Origin of the sequence: Paracoccus sp. R86501, assembly GCF_042466435.1 — a bacterium.
Lineage (GTDB): Bacteria > Pseudomonadota > Alphaproteobacteria > Rhodobacterales > Rhodobacteraceae > Paracoccus.
Genome location: NZ_JAXHPZ010000001.1, coordinates 35,845 through 59,315, shown reverse-complemented (window position 1 = coordinate 59,315; position 23,471 = coordinate 35,845). Strand labels below are relative to the sequence as shown.

The following is a 23,471-nucleotide window of genomic DNA, read 5'->3' as shown; positions in this document are numbered from 1 at the left end:
ACGGCACGCTAGCAGGCGGGTCACCTGCCGGAAAGAGGGATGAAACCATGCTCTATCAAGTGGATGACTGGGATAATGCCTATGCCAATGGCGCGCATATCCCGGGCGCCGAAGCCTATTTCGCCAGCTGGCCACAAAGCGCCGCGGCCTTTCGCGAACGCCATCCGTCCCGTGATCTGGGGTTGGGGCAGCTGTTCATGCCGCAGGGCGCACCACGCGGGCTGATGGTCTTCATCCACGGCGGGTATTGGATGAACACCAACCCGTCGTTCTGGTCGCATCTGGCCGAAGGCGCGCTGCTGGCCGGATGGGCGGCGCTGCTGCCGGGCTATACGCTGGCACCGCAGGCGCGCATCGCGCAGATGACCGTTCAGGTGGCAAGGCAGATCGCCGAGGCAGCGGAACTGATCGATGGGCCCATTGCCCTTAGCGGCCATTCGGCAGGCGGACATCTGGCGGCGCGGATGATCTGCGATGACGGGACATTGCCGGCGCAGGTGCTGGCACGGGTGTCGGCCTGCGTTCCGATCTCGCCCCTGTCGGACCTGCGGCCACTGATGCGCACGGCGATGAACGCCACGCTGAACATCGATCTGCCCGAGGCTTTGGCCGAAAGCCCCGCCCTGCTCCAACCCGCCCAAGGCATTCCCGTCACCACGTGGGTCGGTGGGTCCGAACGTCCCGAGTTTCTGCGTCAGGCACGTCTGCTGGCGGATGTCTGGGCAGGACTTGGGGCCGCGACGGAATGCGTCACGGCCCCGGGTCGGCATCATTTCAACGTCGTCGAGGATTTGATGCGCCCCAATACGCCGTTGATGATGCGGCTTCTGGCTTACAGCGGCTCGCGATAGTCGAAGTCGTCGGGATGCGGGCCGGTGCGATGGTCGTTGTCCAGGCCGTCCAGCGCGGCCATGTCGTCGGCGGTCAGTTCAAAGTCCAGCACGGCAAAGTTCTGTGCCAGACGGTCGGGATGTTCCGATTTCGGAATGACCGACAAGCCGTGCTGGATGTGCCACCGTAGGATCACCTGCGCGGGGCTGCGGTCCAGCCGTTCCGCGATTTGGGTGACGGCGGGCGCTTCGAAGCTGTCGCCGCGGCCAAGGGGGGTCCAGCTCTGCGTGACGATGCCAAGGCGTTCGTTGACCTTGCGCATCTGCGTCTGCGCCAGCGAGGGATGCAGCTCGATCTGGTTCAGCGCCGGGGTGACGCCGGTTTCGTCGATCAGCCGCTGCAGGTGGTTTTCATGGAAGTTCGCCACCCCGATCGAGGTCACACGGCCTTCTTCGCGCAGGCGGATCAGCGCCTTCCACGTCTCGACATAGGCGTCCAGTTTGGGCAGCGGCCAATGGATCAGGAACAGGTCCAGCTTGTCCAGACCGGTGCGCTTCATCGTCTCGTCGAAGGTCCGCAGCGCCTGGTCATAGCCCTGCGCATCGTTCCACAGCTTCGACGTCACGAAGATCTGGTCGCGCGGCACGTCGGAGTTGCGGATGCCTTCGCCCATGCCGCGTTCGTTCTTGTAAGCGGCGGCACCGTCGATCAGGCGATAACCGGCGCTTAGCGCCTGTTGCACCACCTGCGGGGTCTTTGCATCATCGATCTGCCAGATGCCGGTGCCCAGCTGGGGCATCTTGTGGCCGTCATTCAGCGTCATCATCGGTTGGGTCATGGAAGACTCCTTTCGTTGCCGCAAACAACGCAGAGGATCGCGCTTGGGTCCAGCCCTGAAGTCACGATCTGTCGTCATGATGATTTTTGCCTCCGTCACCCGCCGCATGGAACCCGCACCGTCCGGCACTGTTTAGCGGTGCGGCGATCCGCGCAGCGAAAGGCATTCCATGGACCAGCAGGTCATTCCCTTCGATCTTGTCCGCATGTTCATCGGCGAACAGCCCCCGCTGTTCTATGCCGAGATTCTGTTCCGCACCGTCCTGATCTATGTCTACACCCTGGCGATGATCCGCTGGATCGGCGGGCGCGGTGTCGCGCAGCTGTCGATGGTGGAATTCCTGCTGGTGATCGCCCTTGGCTCGGCGGTGGGCGACGCGATGTTCTATCCCGAGGTGCCGCTGCTGGCCGCCATGGCCGTCATCACCACCATCGTCGTCATCAACAAGGTGCTGGACCGGCTGATCGTCAGGTCCGACCGCGCGAAGACCACGCTGGACGGGCGACCCGTGGCTCTGGTCCGCGACGGCCGCATCCTGCAGGATGCGATCGGCCACCGCGATCTGGGCATTTCCGAGATCAAGTCGATGCTGCGTCTTGCCGGGATCGAGAACCTTGGCGAACTACGCGCCGCCTATCTTGAGGCCGGGGGCGGTCTATCGGTCTTTCGCGCCCATCCGCCCCGCCCCGGCCTGTCGCTGGTCCCGCCCCGGCACCTGCTGAACCCGCCGCCCCGGATCGACAAGCCGCTTGCGATGGACGGTCAGACATGTTGTGGCATCTGCGGCGCGCCGACCGGTGCGCAGATCATCGCCACCCGGGACCGTTGCAGCCATTGCGACGGGCGGTCATGGCAGTCTCCGGAATGGCCCTCGGGCACCGAAGACCGCGATACGGGCGGCACCACGCCAAAGGAGTGACACATGAAGGTATTCACGCTGGTGGTCGAACTGGGACGCAAGACCGGCGACGGTTTGCCCAAGGGCGCGACCGGGGCAGGTCTTGTCTGCTTTGCTGCGGGAACCGACGAAGGCGAGGCGGTGCGTGAAACCGTGGCGATCCTGAAGCAGGCCGACATGGCACCGCTGGACGTCACTGGATACGGCACGCTGGAAGAACGTCTGGCCGAGGGCCATGAGATCGATCAGGACGAACGCGACCTGATGGACCGCGCGCTGCAGGAAAATTCCGTCATCATCGCGCAGATGACGCCCTATTTCGGGGACGAAGGGTTGCAGGACATGCCGCGCCACTAAGGCTGCGTTGCGGTGCCGCATCGCGCACCGCTTGCCCTACCCACGGACGTGACGTTCGGTTAGACTGTTCACAACAAGAACCCGAGCAGTCACGAACAGGCGATCATCCATGAGCATTTCCCGCATTTTCCTGTCCACCGCCCTGATCGGGGTTCTGGCGTCCTGCGCATCGCCGGTGTCGCGCATGCCCGCATCCGGCCCTTCGGCGGGCTATTCCTCGGTCACGCCGACCGCGATCCCCGCAGCCTCCGCCGCCGATGAGGCGGGCCTGCAGCGCTTCGTCCAGAGCTTCCGCCCCCGCGCGCTCTCCTCGGGCATCTCGCCTGCGACCTATGACCGCGCCATGCGGATCGCGCAGTACAATCCCGACGTGATCCGTCTGGACCGCAAGCAGTCCGAATTCTCGCGTCCGGTCTGGCTGTATCTGGACAGCGCCGTGTCCGATGTCCGCATCACCACGGGCCGCCAGAAGAACGCGCAGCTGTCCTCGACCCTGTCGCGGATCGAATCGCAATACGGCGTCCCCCGCGAGATCGTGTTGGCCGTCTGGGGCATGGAATCGAACTTCGGCGGCAACCGCGGCAAGATGCAGATCATCCCCTCGCTGACGACGCTGGCCTATGACGGCCGCCGCGGCGAGATGTTCCAGAACCAGCTGATCGCCGCGCTGAAAATCCTGCAGGCGGGCGACACCGACCCCGAACACATGCTGGGCAGCTGGGCGGGCGCCATGGGTCACACCCAGTTCATGCCGACGTCCTATCTGGAATATGCCGTCGATTTCACCGGCGATGGCCGTCGCGACATCTGGTCGGACGATCCGACGGACGCATTGGCATCTACTGCCGCCTATCTGGCCCGCAGCGGCTGGCAGCGCGGTCAGGCCTGGGGTGCCGAGGTGCAGCTGCCCTCGAACTTCAACATGGGTCTGATCGGCAAGGGCACGCGCCGTTCCGCAGGCGACTGGTCGTCGCAGGGCGTGCGTCGCATCGGCGGTGGCGGACTGCCGTCGGGCAACGGTTCCATCATCATGCCGGCAGGCGCGCGTGGTCCGGCGTTCTTCATCACCGACAATTTCCGGTCGATCCTGCGCTACAACAACTCGGACAATTATGCGCTTGGCGTGGCCTTCCTGGGCGAACGCATCGCCGGACGTTCGGGCATTCAGGGCAACTGGCCGCGCAGCGACCGCCCCCTGTCCACGGGCGAGCGTGAAGAGATCCAGGTCCTGCTGAAGCGCCGCGGTTTCTATGACGGCGAAATCGACGGTCTGTTCGGGTCGGGCACGATGGAGGCCGTGGCGGCCTTCCAGCGGTCCATCGGCACGACGCCGGACGGCTATCCGACCTCGATCCTACTTGGCCAGCTGCGCGGTTGAGTGTGACGGACAAGGACGGCCCCGCACCCGCGGGGCCGTTTTCCGACAGCGATCGCGCCGCAGTCTATCGCGCGATCCGCCTGCGCCGCGACGTGCGCAGCCAGTTCCTGCCCGACCCCATCGATCCCGACCTGCTGACGCGCCTGCTGCAGGCCGCCCATGACGCCCCATCCGTGGGGCTGTCGCAGCCGTGGAACTTCATCCTGCTGCGCAGCCGGGACGTGCGCCAGCGCATCCATGACGCGTTCCAGCGTGCCAACACCGAAGCCGCCGCGCGGTTTCCCGACCGCAAGGCGCTGTATTCATCTTTGAAACTGGAGGGCATCCTTCAGGCGCCGGTGAACCTCTGCATCACCTGCGACCGCAGCCGCGGCGGCGAACATGTGCTGGGCCGCACCCATGATCGGGCGACAGATCTCTATTCCACCGTCTGCGCAGTGCAGAACCTGTGGCTGGCGGCCCGTGCCGAAGGCGTGGGCGTCGGTTGGGTCAGCATCTTCCGCGAAAATGACCTGCGGTCGATCCTGCGCCTGCCCGACCATGTCGTGCCGGTGGCCTATCTGTGCATCGGCCATGTCGCGGAACTATATCAGCAACCCGAGTTGCAGGCGAAAGGCTGGGCCGAACGCCTGCCGCTGCAGGATCTGGTGCTGGAAGACAGCTGGGACGGCCCTCAGGCCAATTTGTCGCGGAAACTGGCCAGCACCTGCGCATAGACATCGCGCTTGAACGGCACGATGCTATCCAGCAGATCATCGGCGCGCATCCATTGCCACTTGTCGAACTCGGGGTGGTCGGTGGCGATGTTCACGTCGCCATCCTGACCCGTGAACCGCAGCAGCAGCCATTTCTGGCGCTGCCCGCAAAAGCGTCCCTTCCAGGCCTTGCCCAGCAGATGCGGCGGCAGGTCGTAATAGACCCAGTCGGGCGTTTCTCCCAGAACCTCGGCCTTGTCGGTCGAGACACCTGTCTCCTCGACCAGCTCTCTCAGGGCAGCCTGATGCGGGGTTTCGCCCGCATCGATGCCGCCTTGGGGCATCTGCCATGCACCGGGCGTGTCGATGCGCTGACCGGCAAAGATCAGCCCCGCATCGTTGATCAGCACGACCCCCGCACAGGGCCGATAGGGCAGGCCCATCGGCCCCATCCGTTCGGTCATGGGTTACCCCTTGTCCGCGTCGCCGCTGGCCGGTTCGGCATTGGCAGCGGGGGTTTCGGTGGCGGGCACGTCATCGGCGGTAAAGCTGACGGCGGCCAGACCCTTCAGGATGTTGACGGCATAGGCCAGCTGGTAATCCTCGTCGCGCAGGGCAGCGGTGGCTTCGACCTCGGCGGCCTCATCCTCGATCTGCTTGCGGTCGTCATCGCTGATGTCGTTGCCAAGCGCGCCACGCAGATCCGCCTCCGAGCGGCTGAAGCTGCTGTTGGTGCGCGATTCTTCCTCTTCCTCGGGTTTGGCGGGGGCGGGCTGGGCCACAAGGATGTCGGGCTGGATGCCAAGCGACTGGATCGACCGGCCCGAGGGCGTGTAGTAGCGCGCCGTCGTCAGACGGATCGCACTGTCCGAGGTGACGGGCATGACCGTCTGGACGCTGCCCTTGCCGAAGGATTTCTCACCCACGACGATCGCACGGCGGTGATCCTGCAGCGCACCCGCCACGATTTCCGACGCACTGGCCGAGCCGCCGTTGGTCAGCACGACCATCGGCTTGCCCTCGGCCAGATCGCCTTCCTCGGCGTTCCAGCGTTCGCTGTCTTCGGAGTTGCGGCCGCGGGTGCTGACGATTTCGCCCGCATCCAGGAAGGCGTCGCTGACGCTGATCGCCTGGTTCAGCAAACCGCCGGGGTTGTTGCGCAGGTCCAGCACAAAGCCCGTGACCTTGTCGATGCCGCCGGCTTCCTCGACGGCCTTGGCCAGCTCGGCCTTCAGCGTGTCATAGGTTTCATCGTTGAAGGTGGACACGCGCAGAACGACCGCGTGGCCCTCGACGCGCGACCGCACGACGGTCAGCTTGATCGTGTCGCGGGACATGGTCAGATCGAAGGGTTCGGATTCCCCTTCGCGCAGGATGGTGATGGTGATTTCCGACCCGACGGGGCCGCGCATCATTTCCACCGCATCATCAAGGTTCAGGCCCAGCAGCGATTCGCCGTTCACATGGGTGATGAAATCGCCCGATTGCACTCCGGCTTCGGCTGCGGGGGTGTCGTCGATGGGCGACACGACCTTGACCATGCCCTCTTCCTGACTGACCTCGATGCCAAGGCCGCCGAAGCTGCCGCGAGTCTGGGTCTGCATGTCGGAATAGGCATCGGCCGACAGGAAGCTGGAATGCGGATCAAGCGAGGTCAGCATGCCGTTGATGGCGGCCTCGACCAGTTCCTTGTCGTCGGGCGCCTCGACGTAATCGGCGCGGATGCGTTCGAAGATGTTGCCGAACAGCTCAAGCTGTTCATAGGTGGCGGTGTTGCGTCCGGCTTCCTGCGCCATAAGCGGTCCGGCGATCTGGGTCGTTGCCAGCGCCCCCGCAAGAACGCCCCCCAGTCCTGCGATCAGATAATGTCTCATGGCGGCCTTTCCTGCCTCAGTCCTGTTGCGGGTCAACGAATGGATTCAGCACGAACCAGTCGGCCGGGTCCAGCGTTTCATTGCCGCGGCGCAGTTCAAGATACAGCAACTCACTGCGTCCGGCCTGATCGCCGCGGGCGGCATCCGCGACGAATTGCGATCCGAATTCCTGTGCGGGCGCCTCGGCCCCGCCCATCAGACCTACGGGATCGCTGGCCTTCAGCACGTCGCCGACCTCTCCGAAGACCTGGCTAAGCCCCGCGAAGATCATAAGATAGCCGCGCGCCGGTTCCACGATCATCACATTGCCGTAATCTAGGAAGGGACCGCGATAGCGAATTGTCGCAGGCCAGGGCGTCTGCACCAGCGCGGCGGGGGCGGTGGCGATGATCCAGCCCGGACGCTTGACGCCCGCGGCGTCGGGTTCGTCATAAGGCCGCAGCACCGATCCCACGACCGGCAGGCGCAGACTGCCCTGCGCGCTTTCGAAATCGTCCATGGGCGCACCCACGTCCTTTTCCATCTTGGCGATGCCGGTGGCGAAATCATCCAGCGTCTGCGCAGCCTGACGCAGGGCGCTCAGTTCTTCGGGGTCTTCGGCAAAACGCACCGGCATCGAACTGCGGTCGGTGACGGCGCTGGACAGAAGGCGCCGTGCCTCCTGGACCGAGGCAAGGCCCGACCCCAGCATCCCCGCCGCATTGGCCTGCAATTCGCGGACCGTGGCGATTTCATCCAGATCGCCCTGCAGCGCTTCGGCCTCGGCGCGCAGGCCGGGGGTGACGCCCGACAGCAACATCGCGGATCGCGCATTGGCCAGCGCGCCCGCCGGATGCAGCAGCATTGTACTTTCGGGGCTTTGCTGCAGCGCGGTCATGGCCCCCAGCACCTGCCCCAGCTGATCGCGCTGCGCATCGAAGCGGGTACGCAGTTCCGCCTCGCGCGCGCTGGCTTGGCGCAGCCCGTCGCGCAGAGCAGCAAGACCGGTTTCATAGCCGCGGATCACCTCGGTCAGGGCGACGACCTGATCATCGGCGGTCACGGCATCGGCCAGTTCCCCAATGGATGCGCGCAGCATGGCCGCGGCGCTTTCCGCGTCACGCACCGCCTGATTGGCGGGGTTGATGCCATCCTGCGCATGGGCGGGCGACATCAGCGCAAACCCGACAAGGGCTGCAGCAACAAGGGCGCGAGGCGTCATGTGGTGATCAGACTTTCGCCGGTCATCTCTGCCGGAAGGGGCAACCCCATCAGGTCCAGCACCGTCGGCGCCAGATCGGCCAGACGGCCCGCGCGAACGGATGCATCCGCCGGACCGCCATAGACGATGACCGGCACGGGGTTCAGCGTATGTGCGGTATGGGCATTGCCGGTATCGGGGTCGATCATCTGTTCGCAATTGCCATGATCGGCGCAGATGACGGCGGCCCCGCCGACCTTGTCCAAAGCCTCCAGCATGCGGCCCAGACCCTGATCCACGGCCTCGCAGGCGCGGGCGGCGGCCTCCAGGCTGCCGGTATGGCCGACCATGTCGGGGTTGGCGAAATTAACGACGATCAGGTCATAGCCCGCGCCGATCACCTCGACCAATTTGTCCGCCACTTCGACCGAGGCCATCTCGGGCGCCATGTCATAGGTCGCGACCTTGGGGCTTTGCGGCATGTGGCGGTCTTCGCCCTCTTCGGGGGTTTCCTTGCCACCATTCAGGAAGAAGGTGACATGGGGGTATTTCTCGGTTTCGGCCAGCCGGAACTGGCGCAGCCCCTTGCTGGCCACCCAAGCACCAAGAGTGTTGACCACCTGCGTCTTGGGATAGGCGGTCTGCATGAAATCATTGTGGCGGCTGCTGTAATCGACCATGCCCAGCACGCCTGCCCATTCTGGACGGTCGCTGGCATCGAAGGCGTCGAAATCGGGATCGGCCAGTGCCGACAGGATTTCCCGTGCACGGTCGGCACGGAAGTTCAGGCAGAACAGCCCGTCCCCATCCTGCGCGCCGTTATAGCCGTCGATGACGAAGGGCGGGATGAATTCATCGGTCTTGCCGTCCTGATAGGCGGCGACGACGGCATCCTCGGCGGTGGCGGCATCCGTGCCCCGTCCCGCGACCATCGCGCCGAACGCCTGTTCGACACGGTCCCAACGGTTGTCACGGTCCATGGCGAAATAACGCCCGACAACCGTGCCGATCCGCGCGCCCTTGGGCATCGCGCCTTGCAATTCGGTCAGATAGCCATGGGCCGAGCTGGGTGCCACGTCGCGGCCATCGGTGATCGCATGGATGACGACCGGCACGCCGGCATCGCTGACGATCTTCACCGCGGCCAGCATATGCTGCAGATGACCATGCACGCCACCGTCGGACACGACGCCCATGATATGCGCCGTCCCGCCCGAGGCCTTCATGCGGTCGATGAAGTCCAGCAGCGCATCGTTCTTGCCAAAGCTGCCTTCCTCGATCGCAAGATCAATCTGACCCAGATCCATCGCTACCACGCGACCGGCACCGATATTGGTGTGACCGACCTCGGAATTGCCCATCTGGCCGCGGGGCAGGCCCACATCGGGACCATAGGTCACCAGCGTCGCATTGGGACAGTCGCGCATCAGGCGGTCGAAGTTCGGCGTCGCGGCCTGGTCGGGTGCGCTCTGATCGGGGCGGTCGGACAGGCCCCAACCATCCAGAATGCACAGGATCACGGGTTTGGTCATGATTGCCTCGCGGTTTTCTTCCTCTTACGCCTGCGGATGCCCGACGGCAACCAAGCGTGCAGGCGCGCAGCGATGCATTGCCTGCAAGACGCACCTTCAGGCGCGATGATAGGGCGAGCCCGACAGGATGGTGGCTGCACGATACAGTTGTTCGGCCAGCATGACGCGCACCAGCATATGCGGCCAGACCATGCGCCCGAAGCTGATCGACCAATCGGCGCGGGCGCGCATGTCCGGGTCCAGCCCGTCCGCGCCGCCGATGACAAAGCAGACATCGCGTGCTTCATCGCGCCACCCGCCAAGGCGGGCCGCGAAATCGGGCGACAGGGGCTGGTCGCCGCGTTCGTCCATCATGACCAACGCGGCACCTGATGGCAGTGCGCGGGTCAGCAGGTCAGCCTCGGCCTTCATGCCAAGACCGCGTTTATCCTCGACCTCAATGACGGAAACGGCCGGCAGCCCAAGGCTGCGGCCCGTCTTTGCAAAGCGGTCGAGGTAATCGGCGATCAACGCCGCCTCGGGGCCCTTGCGAAGCCGCCCGACGGCGGCGATGTCGATCCGCATGGCCGCGCCTTACGGCTGAAGGTGATCGTCGCGCACGCGGGACAAGGCGTCCGCAGGCATCCACATCTTCTCCAGCTGATAGAAGTCGCGGACCTCGGGGCGGAAGACATGGACGATCACGTCGTCGGTGTCGATCAGCACCCAATCGCCGGCTTCCTTGCCTTCAATGCGGGGGCTACGGCCCGTGGCATGCTTGACCCGGTCGGCCAGCTTTTCCGCGATGGCGCCCACCTGACGGGAACTGCGTCCCGAAGCGATCACCATGTGATCGGCCATGGCAGAGCGGCCCCGCAGATCGATGCTGACGACCTCTTCGGCCTTGTCATCATCCAGCGAAGTCATAACAAGCGAAAGAACCTGGTCGCTGGTCAGCGAGCCTTTCGCAGCGGTCGTGGCCGGCCCCTGGGCCGACGGGACGTCTTGTGACAGGGTTATATCCTCCGGTCAGCGCGCCGATGACCCCCGGCGCAGGGGTCCCTTTAACATAGCATCTTTTCGCCCCATCTCAATCGCTGGCTGGCTTTTCCTTTCGGCAATCTTCACGACAGGCCGTCCAGCCCCCGCGCAGGCCTTGATACTGCACCGCCGATTGCCTAATCTTGCGGGATGATGCGTTTCTTCGACATTCATGATCGCGCGCGACTGCCGCAGCAATTCTATGGCGAAACGCTCTGCGTGACCGCGCGGGGCTGATCGGCTTGCGGGGTTTTCCCGCCGCTTGTCCATGCCCGCACCCTGCATCACAGCCGAAAGACCTCAGCCATGACAATTCCCGCAGCCGCCGCGCCGCGCACGCTTTATGACAAGATCTGGGACGCCCATGTCGTCGAACGCCAGGACGACGGCACCTGCCTTCTGTATATCGACCGCCACCTGGTCCATGAAGTGACCAGCCCACAGGCCTTCGAAGGTCTGCGCATGACCGGCCGCAAGGTCCGCGCCCCCGAACGCACCATCGCGGTGCCCGATCACAACGTGCCGACGACGCTGGACCGCCAGACCGGGATCGAGAACCCCGAGTCCCGCATCCAGGTCGATGCGCTGGACAAGAACGCCCGCGAATTCGGCGTGAACTATTACCCCGTGAACGACATCCGCCAGGGGATCGTGCATATCGTCGGCCCCGAACAGGGCTGGACCCTGCCCGGCATGACCGTCGTCTGCGGCGACAGCCACACGGCCACCCACGGCGCCTTCGGCGCGCTGGCCCATGGCATCGGCACCTCCGAGGTCGAACATGTACTGGCCACCCAGACCTTGATCCAAGGCAAGTCCCGGAACATGAAGGTGGAAATCACCGGCCGCATCGCGCCCGGCGTCACCGCCAAGGACATCGTCCTGCGCATCATCGCCGAAACCGGCACGGCGGGCGGCACCGGCCATGTCATCGAATATTGCGGCGAGGCGATCCGCAACCTGTCGATGGAAGGCCGCATGACCATCTGCAACATGGCCATCGAAGGCGGCGCCCGCGCAGGCCTGATCGCGCCGGATGAGACCACCTTCAACTATGTCAAGGGTCGGGCGCATGCCCCGAAGGGCGCGCAATGGGATGCCGCCGTCGCCTGGTGGAAGACGCTTTTCTCCGACGAAGGCGCGCATTTCGACAAGGTGCTGACCATCCGCGGCGAGGACATCGCCCCCACCGTCACCTGGGGCACATCCCCCGAGGACGCCCTGCCCATCACCGCCAATGTCCCCGCCCCCGAGAGCTTTACGGGCGGCAAGGTCGATGCGGCACGCCGCAGCCTTGATTACATGGCGCTGACGGCAGGTACGCCCCTGACCGACATCACCATCGACGCGGTCTTCATCGGCAGCTGCACCAACGGCCGGATCGAGGATCTGCGCGCCGCAGCCGAGGTTCTGCAGGGCCGCAAGCTGGCCAATGGCGTACGCGGCATGGTCGTCCCCGGATCGGGCCTTGTTCGCGCCCAAGCCGAGGAAGAGGGTCTGGACGTCATCTTCATGAACGCCGGTTTCGAATGGCGTCTTGCGGGTTGTTCCATGTGTCTGGGCATGAACCCCGACCAGCTGGCACCGGGCGAACGCTGCGCGGCCACCAGCAACCGCAATTTCGAAGGTCGTCAGGGCTACAAGGGGCGCACGCACCTGATGTCGCCCGCCATGGCCGCCGCCGCCGGTGTCTGCGGACATCTTGTCGACATCCGCGAATTCGCCAAAGAACTGGCATAAGGACGCCCATCATGGATAAGTTCACCACCCTGACGGGCATCGCGGCCCCCATGCCGCTGGTCAACATCGACACGGACATGATCATCCCCAAGCAGTTCCTGAAGACCATCAAGCGGTCGGGCCTTGGGGTGAACCTCTTCGACGAGATGCGCTATGACCGCGACGGAAACGAGATCCCCGATTTCGTCCTGAACCAGCCCGCCTATCGCGACGCGGAAATCCTGATCGCGGGCGATAACTTCGGCTGCGGTTCGTCGCGCGAACATGCGCCTTGGGCATTGCTGGATTTCGGCATTCGCTGCGTCATCTCGACCAGCTTTGCCGACATCTTCTTCAACAACTGCTTCAAGAACGGCATCCTGCCCGTCGCGCTTCCGCAATCCGCCGTCAACGCCCTGACCGAGGATGCCGCCAATGGCGCCAATGCCCGCGTCACCGTCGATCTGGAAAGCCAGACCGTCACCAGCCCCGATGGCACCGTCTATCCTTTCGAGGTGGACGCCTTCCGCAAGCATTGCCTGCTGAACGGTTTGGATGACATCGGGCTGACGATGGAAAAGGCCGCGTCCATCGATACCTTCGAAGACCAGATGGCGCAGGCGCGCCCTTGGATCTGAAGCTGGCCGCAGCGTTCTGCCTGCTGGGTCTGTCCGCGCAGGCAGAGGCGCTGCGACTTGCCACATGGGACCCGGGCCTTTCGCGAAAGGGTCCGGGTCTTTTGCTGCGCGACATCGGCAAGGGCGATCCGCAGGTGCTGGCCGCGGCACAAGTGATCGCCGCCACCGCCCCGGACGTGATCCTGCTGACCGGCTTTGACTGGGACCTTGAGGGACGCGCCTTGACTGCCTTTCAGGGGGTCCTGGCCGATCAGGGTCATGCCATGCCCCACAGCTTTGCCCCGCAGGGCAATCGCGGCCTGCAGGTCGGTCTGGATCTGGACGGCAACGGGCGCTTGGGCGAAGCCCGCGACGCGCAGGGCTATGGCGATTTCACCGGCAGCGCGGGGCTGGCGATCCTGTCGCGTCAGCCCATCGGTGCGGTGACGGATTACACGCCGACCCTGTGGCGCGACATGGCGGGCAACAGCATGCCCGACAGCGATCATGCGAATGTGCAGCGCCTGTCCTCATCCTCGCATTGGGATGTGCAGGTCGGTCCGCTGCATCTGCTGGCGATGGCCGCAACGCCCCCCGCCTTCGAGCCGCGCAACATCGCCCGCAACCATGATGAGGCGATCTTCTGGCTGGCCCACCTGCCCGACGCACCCTTCGCCATCATCGGCAATCTGAACGTCGATCCGCAGGATGGCGATGGCGATCCGTCCTCCCTGCGCGCGTTGCTGAAGGTCACGCAGGACAGCCAGCCGCGCGGGGCATGGCAGCCGCCTCAGGACGGGCCGAATGCGGGGCAAAAGGGCGACCCTGCGTTCGACACGGCGGAATACTCCCGCCCGCCCGGCAATCTGCGGCTGGATTACATCTTGCCCGCGCAGGGGCTGACCGTCACCGGATCGGGCGTCCTCTGGCCCGCCCCGGGCGATCCGCTGGCCGAGGCGGTCGCCACCGCCTCGCACCGGCGTCTTGTGTGGCTGGACCTAAACCTGGAATGAGGAGATGGCGCCCCAGGCCTTGTCCAGATCCGCCGCCGTCACGCAATAGGGCGGCATGACATAGACCGTATTTCCCAAGGGCCGCAGCAGCACGCCCCGTTCGATGGAATGGGCACGCAGACGCGGACCGACCTCGGACAGATAGCCGCCTTCGGGGACCTTCAGATCGATCGCCGCGATGGTGCCGCATTGACGCGGGTTTTCAAACCGCGCATCCTGTGCCAGCGCTGCCAGTCGTTCACCCTGCATGGCCACCAGCCCGTCCAGCCGGTCCTGCATCGGACTGCCCTGCCACAGACGGACCTGTGCCAGCGCCGCCGCACAGGCAATCGGGTTCGCCGTATAGCTGGAGGAGTGATAGAATGTCCGCCGCCGATCCGTCGAATGATGCGCCTGAAAGACCCGCGCGGATGCCAAGGTCACGGCCAAGGGGATCACGCCCCCCGTCAGCCCCTTCGAGGTGCACATGATGTCGGGGCTGATGCCTGCATGGTCGCAGGCCCACAGCCGACCCGTCCGACCCCAGCCGGTCATCACCTCGTCCACGATCATCAGCACGTCGTGGCGGTCGCAGATCGCCCGCAGCCCCGCCAGAACGTCGGCGGAATAAACGCGCATGCCGCCTGCGCCTAGGATCAGCGGTTCGATGATCAGGGCGGCCATCTTGCCGGTCGCGGCCAGTGTCTCAAAGGCGTCCAGCGTGTTCGACCCGTTACCGGTCGGGAAAGCCAGGCGGTCAACGCCGAACATCAGCGGGTCGTAGGCGGCGTTGAAGACGCCACGCTCGCCCACGCTCATCGTGCCGATGGTGTCACCGTGATAGCTGTCCTCGATGACCGCAATCCGGTTGCGACCGTCACCCTCGTGCTTCCAATAGCCAAGCGCCATCTTCAGCGCGACCTCGACCGCGGTCGATCCGCTGTCGCTGTAGAAGACATGGTCCAGCCCTGCAGGCGCCATCTTGACCAGCGCAGAGGCCAGATCCTCGGCCGGTTGATGGGTCAGACCGGCGAAGATCACCTGATCCAGATGCCCAGCAGTCTCGCGAATGGCCTGCACGATTTCGGGCTGGTTGTGGCCATGCGTGACCACCCACCAGCTGCTGACGGCATCCAGCAACGGCCCGCGGTCGGTTTGCAGATAGGCGCCTTCGCTGCTGATCGCGCGGACGGGATCGGGTTCGGTCGCGTGTTGGAAGAACGGGTGCCAGACGGCGCTTGTCATGCAAAATCCTTCGGGTCGAAATTGGCGGTCATGGCGGCGGACAGGCTGTCGCGGTCCAGGGTCGGCAGCATGGGCAGGCGGCCCAGGACCTTGACCCGACCGATCTGGCCGATGGTCGCCATGTTGTCGGGATTATCCTCGCCCATGAAGGCCACGCCCAGCACCGGCACCTTGCGCGCACGCAGGCTTTCCAGCGCCGAGAGGCTGTGGCTGATGGTCCCCAGCCCGGTCGAGGCGACCAGCACCACCGGCAGCTGCCATTGCGCGAACAGATCCGCAAACAGCATCCGGCGGGTGATCGGCACCAGCGCGCCCCCGGCCCCTTCGATCACCAGATCGGCAGCATCGGGCGGGGTCAAGCGGGCGGCGTCGATATCCACGCCGTCCAGTTCCGCCGCGCGATGGGGGGACAGGGGCTGGGACAGCATATAGGCCTCGGGGTGGGTGCGGGCGCCGGAGAGGCGTGCCACCTCGGCGCGGTCGCTTTCGGGGCTGGGGTCCGCCTCGACACGCGGATCGGGGTTGGGCACATTGCCCGCCAGCCCCGATTGCAGGGGCTTCCAGTAATCCGCCCCGATCAGCCCGCAAAGGCCTGCGGAAAACACCGTCTTGCCGACATCGGTGCCGGTGCTGGTGATCACGATTCTGGCCATAGTTCCTCAAGCGTTTCGGCCAGCGCGATGACATCATCGGGGCTGGCATTCAAATTCAGCGACACCCGCAGACGCGATGTGCCCTCGGGCACCGTCGGGGGGCGGATGCCGCGCACGTCGAAGCCGCGGGCCTGCAGGGCCGCCGCCAATTCCATCGTCGGCGCATTCGGCCCCACGATCAGCGGCACGATCTGGCTGCCGCTGAGGGGCACCTGCGGCAAACGCTGCGCCATCTGCGCGCCGAAGGACCTGATATGGGTCTGCAGGGCTTCCTGCCGCCAAGGCTCGTCGCGCAATATGGCCAGCGCCTCGGTTCCGACGGCGGCCATCAGGGGCGATGGCGCGGTCGCGAAGATAAATGGCCGACAGCGGTTGATCAGGAAATCGATCAGTACCCGCGACCCGCAGATCAGCGCGCCCGAGCCACCCAACGCCTTGCCGAGCGTATGCAGCGTCACGACATTGTCGCGGCCCTCCAGATGATGCGCCAATCCGCGCCCTTGGGGACCGTAAACGCCGGTGGCATGCGCCTCGTCGACCATCAGGAAGCCGTGGCGGTCGGCCAGCGCCATCAGGTCGTCCAAGGGCGCGACATCGCCGTCCATGCTGTAAAGGCTCTCGACCGTGATCCAGACAGAGCCGGTATTTCCCGCCGCCCGCCAGTCGTCGATCACATCCGAGGCATGCCCGACGTCGCCGTGGCGGAACTGCGCCACCTGCGCCCGCCCGGCCCGCGCGCCTTCATGGGTGCTGGCATGGGACAGCGCATCCATTAGCAGCAGGTCACCGCGCTGCGGCAGGGTCGTCAGGACGGCAAAATTCGCGACATAACCACCGCCGAACCCCAAGGCGGCCTCGGCCCCGAAGAACCGCGCGGCGGCGTCTTCGAAGTCCTGCTGCGGGTCGGTATTGCCGCGCAACAGACGCGATCCCGCAGCGCCCACCGGCACGCCGCGATCCAAAGCATCGCGCGCAGCCCGGACCAAACGGTCCGACTGCGCCAGGCCGATGTAGTCGTTCGATGAAAAATCGATACCGCGCCGCGGGGACAGTCCCCGCAAACGCGCATCCGCGGCAAGACCTTCAAGGTCGCGCCGATAGCCTGCCAATCGGTCCAAAGCGCCCTGCCCCATCATGCATCTGTGGTCGTTCCGGCGGCCCCCGGTCCTATCGCAGGATCGGGATTGCGGGGTCGCGCGGTGCGGCGGCTTCCACCGGTTCGGGCGCATGTTCATGCGCGCGCATCGGCTCCAGCCCCAGCTTGGCGAACAGGACCATATCGGCCTCTTCCTCGGGGTTGTCCTTGGTCAGAAGCGTGTCGCCCACGAAGATCGAGTTCGCACCCGCAAAGAAGCACATCGCCTGCATCTCATCCGACATTGCGGTGCGGCCAGCCGACAGGCGGACATGGCTGGTCGGCATCATGATGCGGGCGGTGGCGATGGTGCGCACGAAGTCGATGGGATCGACGGGCGCCGCATCCTCCATCGGGGTGCCTGCGACGGGGATCAGCATGTTGATCGGCACGCTGTCGGGCGCTTCTTCCAGATTGGCCAGCGTCACCAGCATGTTGACGCGGTCCTGCTGACCCTCGCCCAGACCCAGAATCCCGCCCGAGCAAACCTTCATGCCGCTGGCGCGGACATTGGCCAATGTCTCCATCCGGTCGGCAAAGGTGCGCGTCGTGATGACGTTGCCGTAATAGGCTTCCGAGGTGTCGATATTGTGGTTGTAGTAATCCAGACCCGCCTCAGCCAACTGGCTGGACTGATCGGCGTCCAGCATGCCAAGCGTCATGCAGGTTTCCATGCCAAGCGCCTTGACGCCTTCGATCATGGCGACGATCTGCGGCATATCGCGCTGTTTGGGACTGCGCCAGGCGGCCCCCATGCAGTAACGCGTGGCACCGGCGTCGCGGGCGCGGCGGGCTTCGGCCAACACGCGCTCGACTTCAAGCAGCTTGGATGCGGACAGGCCCGACGAATGACGCGCCGACTGGCTGCAATAGGAACAATCCTCGGGGCAGCCACCGGTCTTGATCGACAGAAGGCGGCTCATCTGGACCCGGTTCGGATCGAAGTGCTTGCGATGGACGGTCTGGGCTTCGAACAGCAGATCCATCAACGGCTGCTCAAAGACCCTGCGGGCCTCCTCGGCGGTCCAGATCTTGCGGCGGTTTTCGGTGTTCGGATCACTGTGCAGCATGGCAGTCCCCTTGGCGTGCTTGCTGTTGCCTAGCATTCCACGCGGGGGCTGTCCAATGGCTGCCTCAAAACCGTTCCCGATCCCGCCATTGCCTTTCCTTATGCCCCAGCGCCAGCAGCGCCTCGGCGCGGCCGAATTCGGTCGCCGCAACCTTGCGCGCGGCTTCGAATTTAGGCTGCAATTGCTGCATTTCGCGGTCGGCGTGGCGCAATTCACGCGCCGCACGTCCGGCCTGCGCATTGGCAGCGCGTGCCTCGGGAATGGTCAGAGGCGCCACGCTGGCATAGCTTTGTGCCAGCGAATTGCGCAGCGTTTCGACATGCTGATGGGCAGCGGTCATATGCGACGCAAAGGCCGCAAAGGACTTCAGCTGCCGTTCGGCGCGGATGCGGGCCAAGGCCTCCAGCTGTGCAAGTTGTTTGATCCTGTCTACCATCCTGCCCTCGCTTTCATGCGCATCTTTTCGGCAAATCGGATCGCGGCGGCGACGGCTGCGAAGTGATCGTGACCGATTTCATGCCCGATCTTGACCTGCGCGTGGATCGCCCGCGCGCAAGGCGGATCGGACCAGATCGGCACGTTGCTTTCGCGGGCCTTGGCGCGGATGCGGGCGGCAACCTCGTCGGTGCCCTTGGCCACGCAGACCGGCGCGCGGCCTGATCCGCGCTTCCACTGCAAGGCGACGGCGTAATGGGTGGGGTTCACGATGACCACATCGGCCTTGCCGACATCCGTCAGCATCTGCTGCATCGCGATATCGACGGCGCGCTGGCGGCGGGCGGCTTTAAGATGCGGGTCGCCTTCGGATTCCTTGTGTTCATCATGCATTTCCTTGCGGCTCATGCGGTTCTTGCGGCGATGGTCGAACCATTTCCACAAGATGTCCGGCACCGTGAACAGGATCGACACCAGCAGTGCCAGCAAAAGCACCTGCCCCATGATGGTCCCAAGTGCGCTGGTCCATTGCGCCCCCGACATCGCCATGCCCGCGATCCGGTCCAGCAGGCTGGCGAACAGGAACCAGCCCCCCGCGCAGACCAGCCCCGCCTTGCCAAGCGAGATACCGAAGGTGACCATCCCGCTTGCCCCGAATTTCTGGCCGGCGTTTTTCATCGGGTTAATGCGCTTGATGTCCAGAGCAAGCTTTTCGGGCGAAAAGATCAGCCCGCGCGTGGCGATCAGCCCCAGCAGGATCGCGGCGACCAGCAGCGCCGCCAGACCGACCGCCGTCATTCCCGCATAGGCCGCCATGTCGCGCGCGGTGGCCGTGACTTCATCAGACCACCCTTCCGAGCCCAAGGCACGCGATGCCATGGCCAGCCACTGCCGCACCGCAAAACCAGCGGCCATCGAGAAGGCAAGAAATGCGCCCAGATACATGGTCGCGGCGTTCAGCTCGGTCGATCGCGGGATATCACCCTTTTGGCGGGCCTGGGTCAGCTTCTGTTCGCTGGCCTCGAATTGCTTGTCATCGCTGTCCTCGCTCATGGTGCAACCGGCAACATGAAGGACAGAACGGCATCGGCCCAAAGCGCGATCAGCATGGGCGACAGCACGGCCAGCCCCATCAGCGCCAGAAAGATCGCGGCGGGCGCACCGATGAAGACAACGGGCAAAGCCGGCATCACCCGGTTGATCACGCCGGTCAGCGCCTGAAACAGGAAGCCGCCAAGGGTAAAGGGCGCAGCCAGCATCATCGCCAGAAGGAAGCTGTCGGCCACGACGGTGACGATCCCCGTGGCCAAGACGGCGGGATCGGGCCATTGGGCGGGGGGCCAAGCACGCAGGCTGTCGGCGATAAGGTCGATCAGCATGGCGGGCAGGCCGAGCGCCATCAGGATGGCGATGCCCGCAAGGTGGAAGAGGTTGCCGATGGGATGGGGCGCGGCCTCGTTCTGGATGCCCATGATCTGGGACAGGGATGCGGTGGCCGCGATGGCGGTGGTGGCGATGTCGATGGCCAGCGCCATTAGGCGCAGCATGGTGCCGGTGGCGAAGCCCAGCAGAACCTCGGGCGCGATCTCGCCGATCAGCGCCACGGGCCGCTCGGGTATGGTCGAGGGCGGAACCAGACCGCCCAGCAGGGGCGTGATGGCCAGCGCGATGGCGACCTTGACGCGCGGCTGGATGACACGCTCACCCAAGCCCGGCAGGATCAGCACGCAGGCCTGGACGCGGGCATAGACCAGCACAAGCGACCAGTCCAAACCCGGAAAGATGGCCTGCAGCTGCTGCCACATCACGCGGCCTCGATCGTGCCAAGCAGCCGCAGTTCGGCGGCGGGGTTGACCTCTTCCAGACCCAGCACGGGAACAGACATGCCGTTCGCGCCCAGAACCGCGCGGATCATCCGGCGGCGGTGATCGGGGGCGACAATAACGGTGCGCGCCACGGGTTCGGCCAGCGACACCGCCTTGCGGGCGGCTTCCAGCAGGCGCTTGGACATATCGGGCGTCATGGCCCCGCCGCCTGCCCGCCCCGTTTCGGCATCGGCGCGGACGAACTCGGCCTCCCACGCGGGGTGCAGCTGCAGGGCGGCGATGCGTCCGGCCTCGTCGGAATATTGCTGGGTGATCTGACCGCGCAAACGCTTGCGGACCAGTTCATAGATTACTTCAGGCGAATCCACATGGCGGAATTCGCAGATGGCATCGACGATAAGCGGCAGATTGCGGATCGAGATGCGTTCCTCCAACAGTGCGCGTAGAATTGCCAGAAGGGTTTCGGGCGTGACCTTTTCGGGGATCATGCTGTCGAAATACTTGCGGTTCCGCTCGGCCCGGGTGGTGTCGGACAGGGTCTTCAGTTCCTCGATCTGGCGCTGCATGGCACCAAGGGTCAACAGCGCCGGCAGGTTCGATTTCACGACCTCCATCAGGTGGGTGGACAGAACCTCCATCGGGGTGACGACGGTGGCACCCATGACGGAAGCGTCGTCCTGATCTTCGGTGGCGATCCACCGCGCGGGGCTTGAGTAGACCGGTTCGCGGACGCTGGTGCCCCGCAGGTCGGCCAGCACCGCATCCGGCCCAAGCGCCAGCACCTGCGAAGGATGCAATGTGCCCCGCCCGCGCACCACGCCCTGAATGCGGATCTGGTAATCGCTTGGCGGCAGGTCGTCAGTATCGGTGATGCGCACATCGGGCAGCACCATGCCGAAGCTGCGGGCGATATGGATGCGCAGGTTGCTGATGCGACTGCCCAGACCGCGTGCCTGATCCAGCGCGACAAGGATCAGGTCGGACCCGATCTCGACACTGACATCATCGGTGTCCAGCACGTCGCCGATGCGGGCGGCGGGGGCGGCTTCGGTCGTGGGCGCATCCGCAATTTCAACCGGCTTTTCGGGACGGTGGGCGATACGCCATGCCATTGCGGCCAGCGCCAGCGCGATGCCCAGAAACAGCATCTGCGGCATGCCCGGCACGAAGGAGATCACCACCATCGCGGCGGCGACCATGGCAGCGGGTTGCCAGCTGCGCATGAATTCGGATGACAACAGGTTCGCGGTCGTTTCCGTCGCCCCGCCCCGCGACAGCAGCAGCGCCGCCGCCATCGAGGTGATCAGCGCCGGGATCTGTGTGACCAGCCCGTCGCCAATGGTCAGGTGGGAATAGGTCGAGGCGGCTTCGGACAGCGGCATGCCATGAACGACGATGCCGACGGTCAGACCGATCATCAGGTTGATCAGCGTGATGACGATACCCGCCACCGCGTCGCCCTTGACGAATTTCGAGGCCCCGTCCAGCGATCCGAAAAAGCTGATCTCGGTCTGTTCGCGGATGCGGCGGCGCTTGGCTTCGTGGTGGTCGATGGCACCCGCGTTCAGGTCGCCGTCGATGGCCAGTTGTTTACCGGGCAGCGAATCCAGCGCGAACCGGGCCGCCACCTCGGCCATGCGGCCCGAGCCTTTGGTGATGACCATGAAGTTCACGACCGAGATCACCGCAAAGACCGTGATCCCGACCAGGATCGAACCGCCCGCCACGAAATCGGCAAAGCCGTTGATGACATGGCCCGCAGCCTCTTTGCCGTTCTGGCCTTCGGTCAGGATCAACCGGGTTGAAGACACGTTCAGCGACAGACGGATGACCAGACTAACCAGCAGCAGCACCGGAAATGCCTGAAAATCGGTGGGCTTATCGACCAGCGAGGCCATCACCAGCACCAGCGTCGCCATGGCGATCGACACCGCGATGCCGAAATCCAGCACGCCCGCAGGCAGCGGGATCACCAGCGATATGACCGCCAGCACCAACCCGCCGGTGATCAGCAGCGGCGCATCGATGATCTTGCGTGATTTTGCGACGCTCATCGGGCGGGCTCCTTGGCGGGTCGCAGAAGATCGTCAAGCGACCAGGGGCTGTCGGTCATCAGGCCGATGCGGCGAAGATAGGCGATGGCGCTGATCCGGTCGGCGCTGTCCATCTGCATCAGCGTCACACGGTAATCGCGCGGCAGGCCCTGGCCCGACAACAGCCATCCGTTCGCCTGCGCGGTGAATTCGTCAAGCGGCATGGGCATTGCCGCAAGCGAGGCCACCAGAAACATCGCCCCGATCCCCATCACGCGGCCTTCTTCAATTCGCGCAACGCGCCTTCCAGCGTGTCGAAACTGGGACGGACGTGCTCGGGGACGGATTGACGACCGACCTCGACGCAAAGGGGCGTCGCGTGTTGGTGCAGACCGGCGACCAGTACCGATTTGATCACGTCGTAAAAGCCCATGTCCTGCTTGACGACGCCGCCCAAGCGGTTGGCCAAGGGGGCCACGAACCCATAAGACAGGAACACCCCCAAGAAGGTCCCCACCAGCGCCCCGCCAATCATCTTGCCCAGAACCGAGGGCGGCTGGTCAATCGAGCTCATGGTCTTGATCACGCCTAGAACGGCGGCGACGATGCCCAGGGCGGGCAGCGCGTCGGCCATGTTCTGCAGGGCGTGGGGGACGTGCATCTCCTCCTCTTTCATGGTGGCGATGCGACGGGTCAGCATGTCTTCGACCTGATAGGGATCGTCGTAATTCAGGCTGGCGGACCGCAGCGTATCCGCAATCAGCGAGACGACGTGGTGATCGGCCTGCAGGCGCGGATAGGCGGCAAAAATAGGCGATTCCGCAGGCGTCTCGATATGCTGTTCCAGCGCGACGGGGTTTTCGCGGGCGATCTTCAGCAGCTGGAACATCAGGCAAAGCACATCCTGATGATCCTGCGCCGTCCATTTCGGCCCCTTGAAGGCGCGGATCAGCCCGCCGATCGTCGCCTTCAGCGTGTGACTGTCGTTCGACAGCAGATATGCGCCGATGGCGGCCCCCATGATCATCATCATCTCGAACGGCAGGGCGTGGGTGATGACGCCCATCTTGCCCCCCGCCAGCAGATAGCCGCCAAAGACCATGACCATGGTCAGGATGATTCCGACGAAACCGAACATATGTA

At 64.9% G+C, this 23,471-nt stretch carries 25 protein-coding genes; 8 read left to right on the top strand and 17 right to left on the bottom strand.

Features of this window, described 5'->3' with window-relative positions; translation table 11 throughout:
• The first annotated feature begins 47 nt into the window (after window positions 1-47).
• Window positions 48-851, top strand: coding sequence for an alpha/beta hydrolase (locus SJY40_RS00340; RefSeq protein ID WP_378941416.1), 804 nt, complete (start codon window positions 48-50; stop codon window positions 849-851).
• Here SJY40_RS00340 and SJY40_RS00335 read toward each other — a convergent pair.
• The gene (locus tag SJY40_RS00335) at window positions 833-1,669 is read right to left on the bottom strand and encodes an aldo/keto reductase (RefSeq protein WP_378941414.1); all 837 of its coding nucleotides are present in this window, start codon (window positions 1,667-1,669) and stop codon (window positions 833-835) included. The two genes, SJY40_RS00340 and SJY40_RS00335, sit on opposite strands and share 19 nt — an antisense overlap.
• Window positions 1,670-1,838: 169 nt before the next feature.
• Between SJY40_RS00335 and SJY40_RS00330 the strand changes: the two genes are divergently transcribed.
• The 4 genes from SJY40_RS00330 (at window position 1,839) to bluB (ending at window position 5,018) form a co-directional block, all read left to right on the top strand.
• Window positions 1,839-2,588 carry a DUF421 domain-containing protein gene (locus SJY40_RS00330; RefSeq protein ID WP_378941411.1) on the top strand — a complete coding sequence of 250 codons (750 nt, stop codon included), beginning with the start codon at window positions 1,839-1,841 and terminating at the stop codon, window positions 2,586-2,588.
• A gap of 3 nt (window positions 2,589-2,591) precedes the next feature.
• Window positions 2,592-2,924, top strand: coding sequence for a hypothetical protein (locus SJY40_RS00325; RefSeq protein ID WP_378941409.1), 333 nt, complete (start codon window positions 2,592-2,594; stop codon window positions 2,922-2,924).
• A 109-nt stretch (window positions 2,925-3,033) separates the two neighbouring features.
• Entirely contained in the window at window positions 3,034-4,302 is a 1,269-nt protein-coding gene (locus tag SJY40_RS00320) for a lytic murein transglycosylase (protein ID WP_378941407.1), read from the top strand.
• Window positions 4,299-5,018 carry a 5,6-dimethylbenzimidazole synthase gene (gene bluB / locus SJY40_RS00315; RefSeq protein WP_378941405.1) on the top strand — a complete coding sequence of 240 codons (720 nt, stop codon included), beginning with the start codon at window positions 4,299-4,301 and terminating at the stop codon, window positions 5,016-5,018. Before SJY40_RS00320 ends, bluB begins: the two co-directional genes overlap by 4 nt.
• On the opposite strand, the gene SJY40_RS00310 is transcribed toward bluB, so the two are convergent.
• From SJY40_RS00310 to rsfS, 6 genes are all read right to left on the bottom strand, one after another.
• Window positions 4,976-5,461, bottom strand: coding sequence for an RNA pyrophosphohydrolase (locus SJY40_RS00310; RefSeq protein ID WP_378941402.1), 486 nt, complete (start codon window positions 5,459-5,461; stop codon window positions 4,976-4,978). The two genes, bluB and SJY40_RS00310, sit on opposite strands and share 43 nt — an antisense overlap.
• A gap of 3 nt (window positions 5,462-5,464) precedes the next feature.
• Complete coding sequence (locus SJY40_RS00305; protein ID WP_378941400.1) at window positions 5,465-6,871, bottom strand: S41 family peptidase; 1,407 nt, start codon at window positions 6,869-6,871, stop codon at window positions 5,465-5,467.
• Window positions 6,872-6,887: 16 nt separating this feature from the next.
• A complete protein-coding gene (locus tag SJY40_RS00300; protein WP_378941398.1) occupies window positions 6,888-8,072 on the bottom strand; it encodes a murein hydrolase activator EnvC family protein in 1,185 nt (394 codons plus the stop codon).
• Window positions 8,069-9,583, bottom strand: coding sequence for a 2,3-bisphosphoglycerate-independent phosphoglycerate mutase (gene gpmI, locus SJY40_RS00295; protein WP_378941395.1), 1,515 nt, complete (start codon window positions 9,581-9,583; stop codon window positions 8,069-8,071). The genes SJY40_RS00300 and gpmI overlap by 4 nt, the downstream gene beginning before the upstream one ends.
• 96 nt (window positions 9,584-9,679) lie before the next feature.
• Window positions 9,680-10,147, bottom strand: coding sequence for a 23S rRNA (pseudouridine(1915)-N(3))-methyltransferase RlmH (gene rlmH, locus SJY40_RS00290; RefSeq protein ID WP_378941393.1), 468 nt, complete (start codon window positions 10,145-10,147; stop codon window positions 9,680-9,682).
• Window positions 10,148-10,156: 9 nt separating this feature from the next.
• Window positions 10,157-10,489: a ribosome silencing factor gene (gene rsfS, locus SJY40_RS00285; RefSeq protein WP_378941391.1), complete on the bottom strand. Its 333-nt coding sequence runs from the start codon at window positions 10,487-10,489 to the stop codon at window positions 10,157-10,159.
• Window positions 10,490-10,909: 420 nt separating this feature from the next.
• Here rsfS and leuC point away from each other — a divergent pair, with 420 nt between their 5' ends.
• Genes leuC through SJY40_RS00270 form a run of 3 tightly spaced genes read left to right on the top strand, consistent with a single transcriptional unit; the run spans window position 10,910 to window position 13,952 of the window.
• Window positions 10,910-12,343, top strand: coding sequence for a 3-isopropylmalate dehydratase large subunit (leuC, locus tag SJY40_RS00280; RefSeq protein ID WP_378941388.1), 1,434 nt, complete (start codon window positions 10,910-10,912; stop codon window positions 12,341-12,343).
• A gap of 11 nt (window positions 12,344-12,354) precedes the next feature.
• Complete coding sequence (leuD, locus tag SJY40_RS00275) at window positions 12,355-12,960, top strand: 3-isopropylmalate dehydratase small subunit (protein ID WP_378941386.1); 606 nt, start codon at window positions 12,355-12,357, stop codon at window positions 12,958-12,960.
• Window positions 12,951-13,952 (top strand): endonuclease/exonuclease/phosphatase family protein, encoded by a 1,002-nt coding sequence (locus SJY40_RS00270; protein ID WP_378941383.1) that lies wholly within the window; start codon window positions 12,951-12,953, stop codon window positions 13,950-13,952. The genes leuD and SJY40_RS00270 overlap by 10 nt, the downstream gene beginning before the upstream one ends.
• On the opposite strand, the gene SJY40_RS00265 is transcribed toward SJY40_RS00270, so the two are convergent.
• From SJY40_RS00265 to motA, 10 genes are all read right to left on the bottom strand, one after another.
• Window positions 13,938-15,176, bottom strand: a complete 1,239-nt coding sequence (locus SJY40_RS00265; RefSeq protein ID WP_378941381.1) for an adenosylmethionine--8-amino-7-oxononanoate transaminase — start codon at window positions 15,174-15,176, stop codon at window positions 13,938-13,940. The two genes, SJY40_RS00270 and SJY40_RS00265, sit on opposite strands and share 15 nt — an antisense overlap.
• Window positions 15,173-15,829, bottom strand: coding sequence for a dethiobiotin synthase (gene bioD, locus SJY40_RS00260; RefSeq protein WP_378941379.1), 657 nt, complete (start codon window positions 15,827-15,829; stop codon window positions 15,173-15,175). Before bioD ends, SJY40_RS00265 begins: the two co-directional genes overlap by 4 nt.
• Entirely contained in the window at window positions 15,814-16,965 is a 1,152-nt protein-coding gene (locus SJY40_RS00255; RefSeq protein WP_378941377.1) for an 8-amino-7-oxononanoate synthase, read from the bottom strand. Before SJY40_RS00255 ends, bioD begins: the two co-directional genes overlap by 16 nt.
• 31 nt (window positions 16,966-16,996) lie before the next feature.
• Entirely contained in the window at window positions 16,997-18,034 is a 1,038-nt protein-coding gene (bioB, locus tag SJY40_RS00250; RefSeq protein ID WP_378941374.1) for a biotin synthase BioB, read from the bottom strand.
• A 64-nt stretch (window positions 18,035-18,098) separates the two neighbouring features.
• Entirely contained in the window at window positions 18,099-18,470 is a 372-nt protein-coding gene (locus tag SJY40_RS00245) for a hypothetical protein (protein ID WP_378941372.1), read from the bottom strand.
• On the bottom strand, window positions 18,464-19,522 hold the full coding sequence (gene flhB / locus SJY40_RS00240; RefSeq protein ID WP_378941370.1) for a flagellar type III secretion system protein FlhB: 1,059 nt from the start codon (window positions 19,520-19,522) through the stop codon (window positions 18,464-18,466). The genes SJY40_RS00245 and flhB overlap by 7 nt, the downstream gene beginning before the upstream one ends.
• On the bottom strand, window positions 19,519-20,274 hold the full coding sequence (locus SJY40_RS00235) for a flagellar biosynthetic protein FliR (RefSeq protein WP_378941368.1): 756 nt from the start codon (window positions 20,272-20,274) through the stop codon (window positions 19,519-19,521). Before SJY40_RS00235 ends, flhB begins: the two co-directional genes overlap by 4 nt.
• Window positions 20,274-22,349: a flagellar biosynthesis protein FlhA gene (locus tag SJY40_RS00230; protein WP_378941366.1), complete on the bottom strand. Its 2,076-nt coding sequence runs from the start codon at window positions 22,347-22,349 to the stop codon at window positions 20,274-20,276. The genes SJY40_RS00235 and SJY40_RS00230 overlap by 1 nt, the downstream gene beginning before the upstream one ends.
• Window positions 22,346-22,603 carry a hypothetical protein gene (locus tag SJY40_RS00225; RefSeq protein ID WP_378941364.1) on the bottom strand — a complete coding sequence of 86 codons (258 nt, stop codon included), beginning with the start codon at window positions 22,601-22,603 and terminating at the stop codon, window positions 22,346-22,348. The genes SJY40_RS00230 and SJY40_RS00225 overlap by 4 nt, the downstream gene beginning before the upstream one ends.
• On the bottom strand, window positions 22,600-23,466 hold the full coding sequence (motA, locus tag SJY40_RS00220) for a flagellar motor stator protein MotA (RefSeq protein WP_378941362.1): 867 nt from the start codon (window positions 23,464-23,466) through the stop codon (window positions 22,600-22,602). Before motA ends, SJY40_RS00225 begins: the two co-directional genes overlap by 4 nt.
• Window positions 23,467-23,471 lie beyond the last annotated feature (5 nt).

Bases quoted from the DNA above. Each gene is read 5' to 3' on its own strand.
- SJY40_RS00335 (WP_378941414.1), bottom strand. From the start codon at position 1,669: ATGACCCAACCGATGATGACGCTGAATGACGGCCACAAGATGCCCCAG.
- SJY40_RS00300 (WP_378941398.1), bottom strand. From the start codon at position 8,072: ATGACGCCTCGCGCCCTTGTTGCTGCAGCCCTTGTCGGGTTTGCGCTG.
- SJY40_RS00230 (WP_378941366.1), bottom strand. From the start codon at position 22,349: ATGAGCGTCGCAAAATCACGCAAGATCATCGATGCGCCGCTGCTGATC.
- leuD (WP_378941386.1), top strand. From the start codon at position 12,355: ATGGATAAGTTCACCACCCTGACGGGCATCGCGGCCCCCATGCCGCTG.
- gpmI (WP_378941395.1), bottom strand. From the start codon at position 9,583: ATGACCAAACCCGTGATCCTGTGCATTCTGGATGGTTGGGGCCTGTCC.
- flhB (WP_378941370.1), bottom strand. From the start codon at position 19,522: ATGAGCGAGGACAGCGATGACAAGCAATTCGAGGCCAGCGAACAGAAG.
- bioB (WP_378941374.1), bottom strand. From the start codon at position 18,034: ATGCTGCACAGTGATCCGAACACCGAAAACCGCCGCAAGATCTGGACC.
- SJY40_RS00310 (WP_378941402.1), bottom strand. From the start codon at position 5,461: ATGACCGAACGGATGGGGCCGATGGGCCTGCCCTATCGGCCCTGTGCG.
- SJY40_RS00255 (WP_378941377.1), bottom strand. From the start codon at position 16,965: ATGATGGGGCAGGGCGCTTTGGACCGATTGGCAGGCTATCGGCGCGAC.
- leuC (WP_378941388.1), top strand. From the start codon at position 10,910: ATGACAATTCCCGCAGCCGCCGCGCCGCGCACGCTTTATGACAAGATC.
- motA (WP_378941362.1), bottom strand. From the start codon at position 23,466: ATGTTCGGTTTCGTCGGAATCATCCTGACCATGGTCATGGTCTTTGGC.
- SJY40_RS00235 (WP_378941368.1), bottom strand. From the start codon at position 20,274: ATGTGGCAGCAGCTGCAGGCCATCTTTCCGGGTTTGGACTGGTCGCTT.
- bioD (WP_378941379.1), bottom strand. From the start codon at position 15,829: ATGGCCAGAATCGTGATCACCAGCACCGGCACCGATGTCGGCAAGACG.
- SJY40_RS00245 (WP_378941372.1), bottom strand. From the start codon at position 18,470: ATGGTAGACAGGATCAAACAACTTGCACAGCTGGAGGCCTTGGCCCGC.
- SJY40_RS00305 (WP_378941400.1), bottom strand. From the start codon at position 6,871: ATGAGACATTATCTGATCGCAGGACTGGGGGGCGTTCTTGCGGGGGCG.
- SJY40_RS00340 (WP_378941416.1), top strand. From the start codon at position 48: ATGCTCTATCAAGTGGATGACTGGGATAATGCCTATGCCAATGGCGCG.
- SJY40_RS00320 (WP_378941407.1), top strand. From the start codon at position 3,034: ATGAGCATTTCCCGCATTTTCCTGTCCACCGCCCTGATCGGGGTTCTG.
- SJY40_RS00265 (WP_378941381.1), bottom strand. From the start codon at position 15,176: ATGACAAGCGCCGTCTGGCACCCGTTCTTCCAACACGCGACCGAACCC.
- rsfS (WP_378941391.1), bottom strand. From the start codon at position 10,489: ATGACTTCGCTGGATGATGACAAGGCCGAAGAGGTCGTCAGCATCGAT.
- SJY40_RS00330 (WP_378941411.1), top strand. From the start codon at position 1,839: ATGGACCAGCAGGTCATTCCCTTCGATCTTGTCCGCATGTTCATCGGC.
- SJY40_RS00325 (WP_378941409.1), top strand. From the start codon at position 2,592: ATGAAGGTATTCACGCTGGTGGTCGAACTGGGACGCAAGACCGGCGAC.
- rlmH (WP_378941393.1), bottom strand. From the start codon at position 10,147: ATGCGGATCGACATCGCCGCCGTCGGGCGGCTTCGCAAGGGCCCCGAG.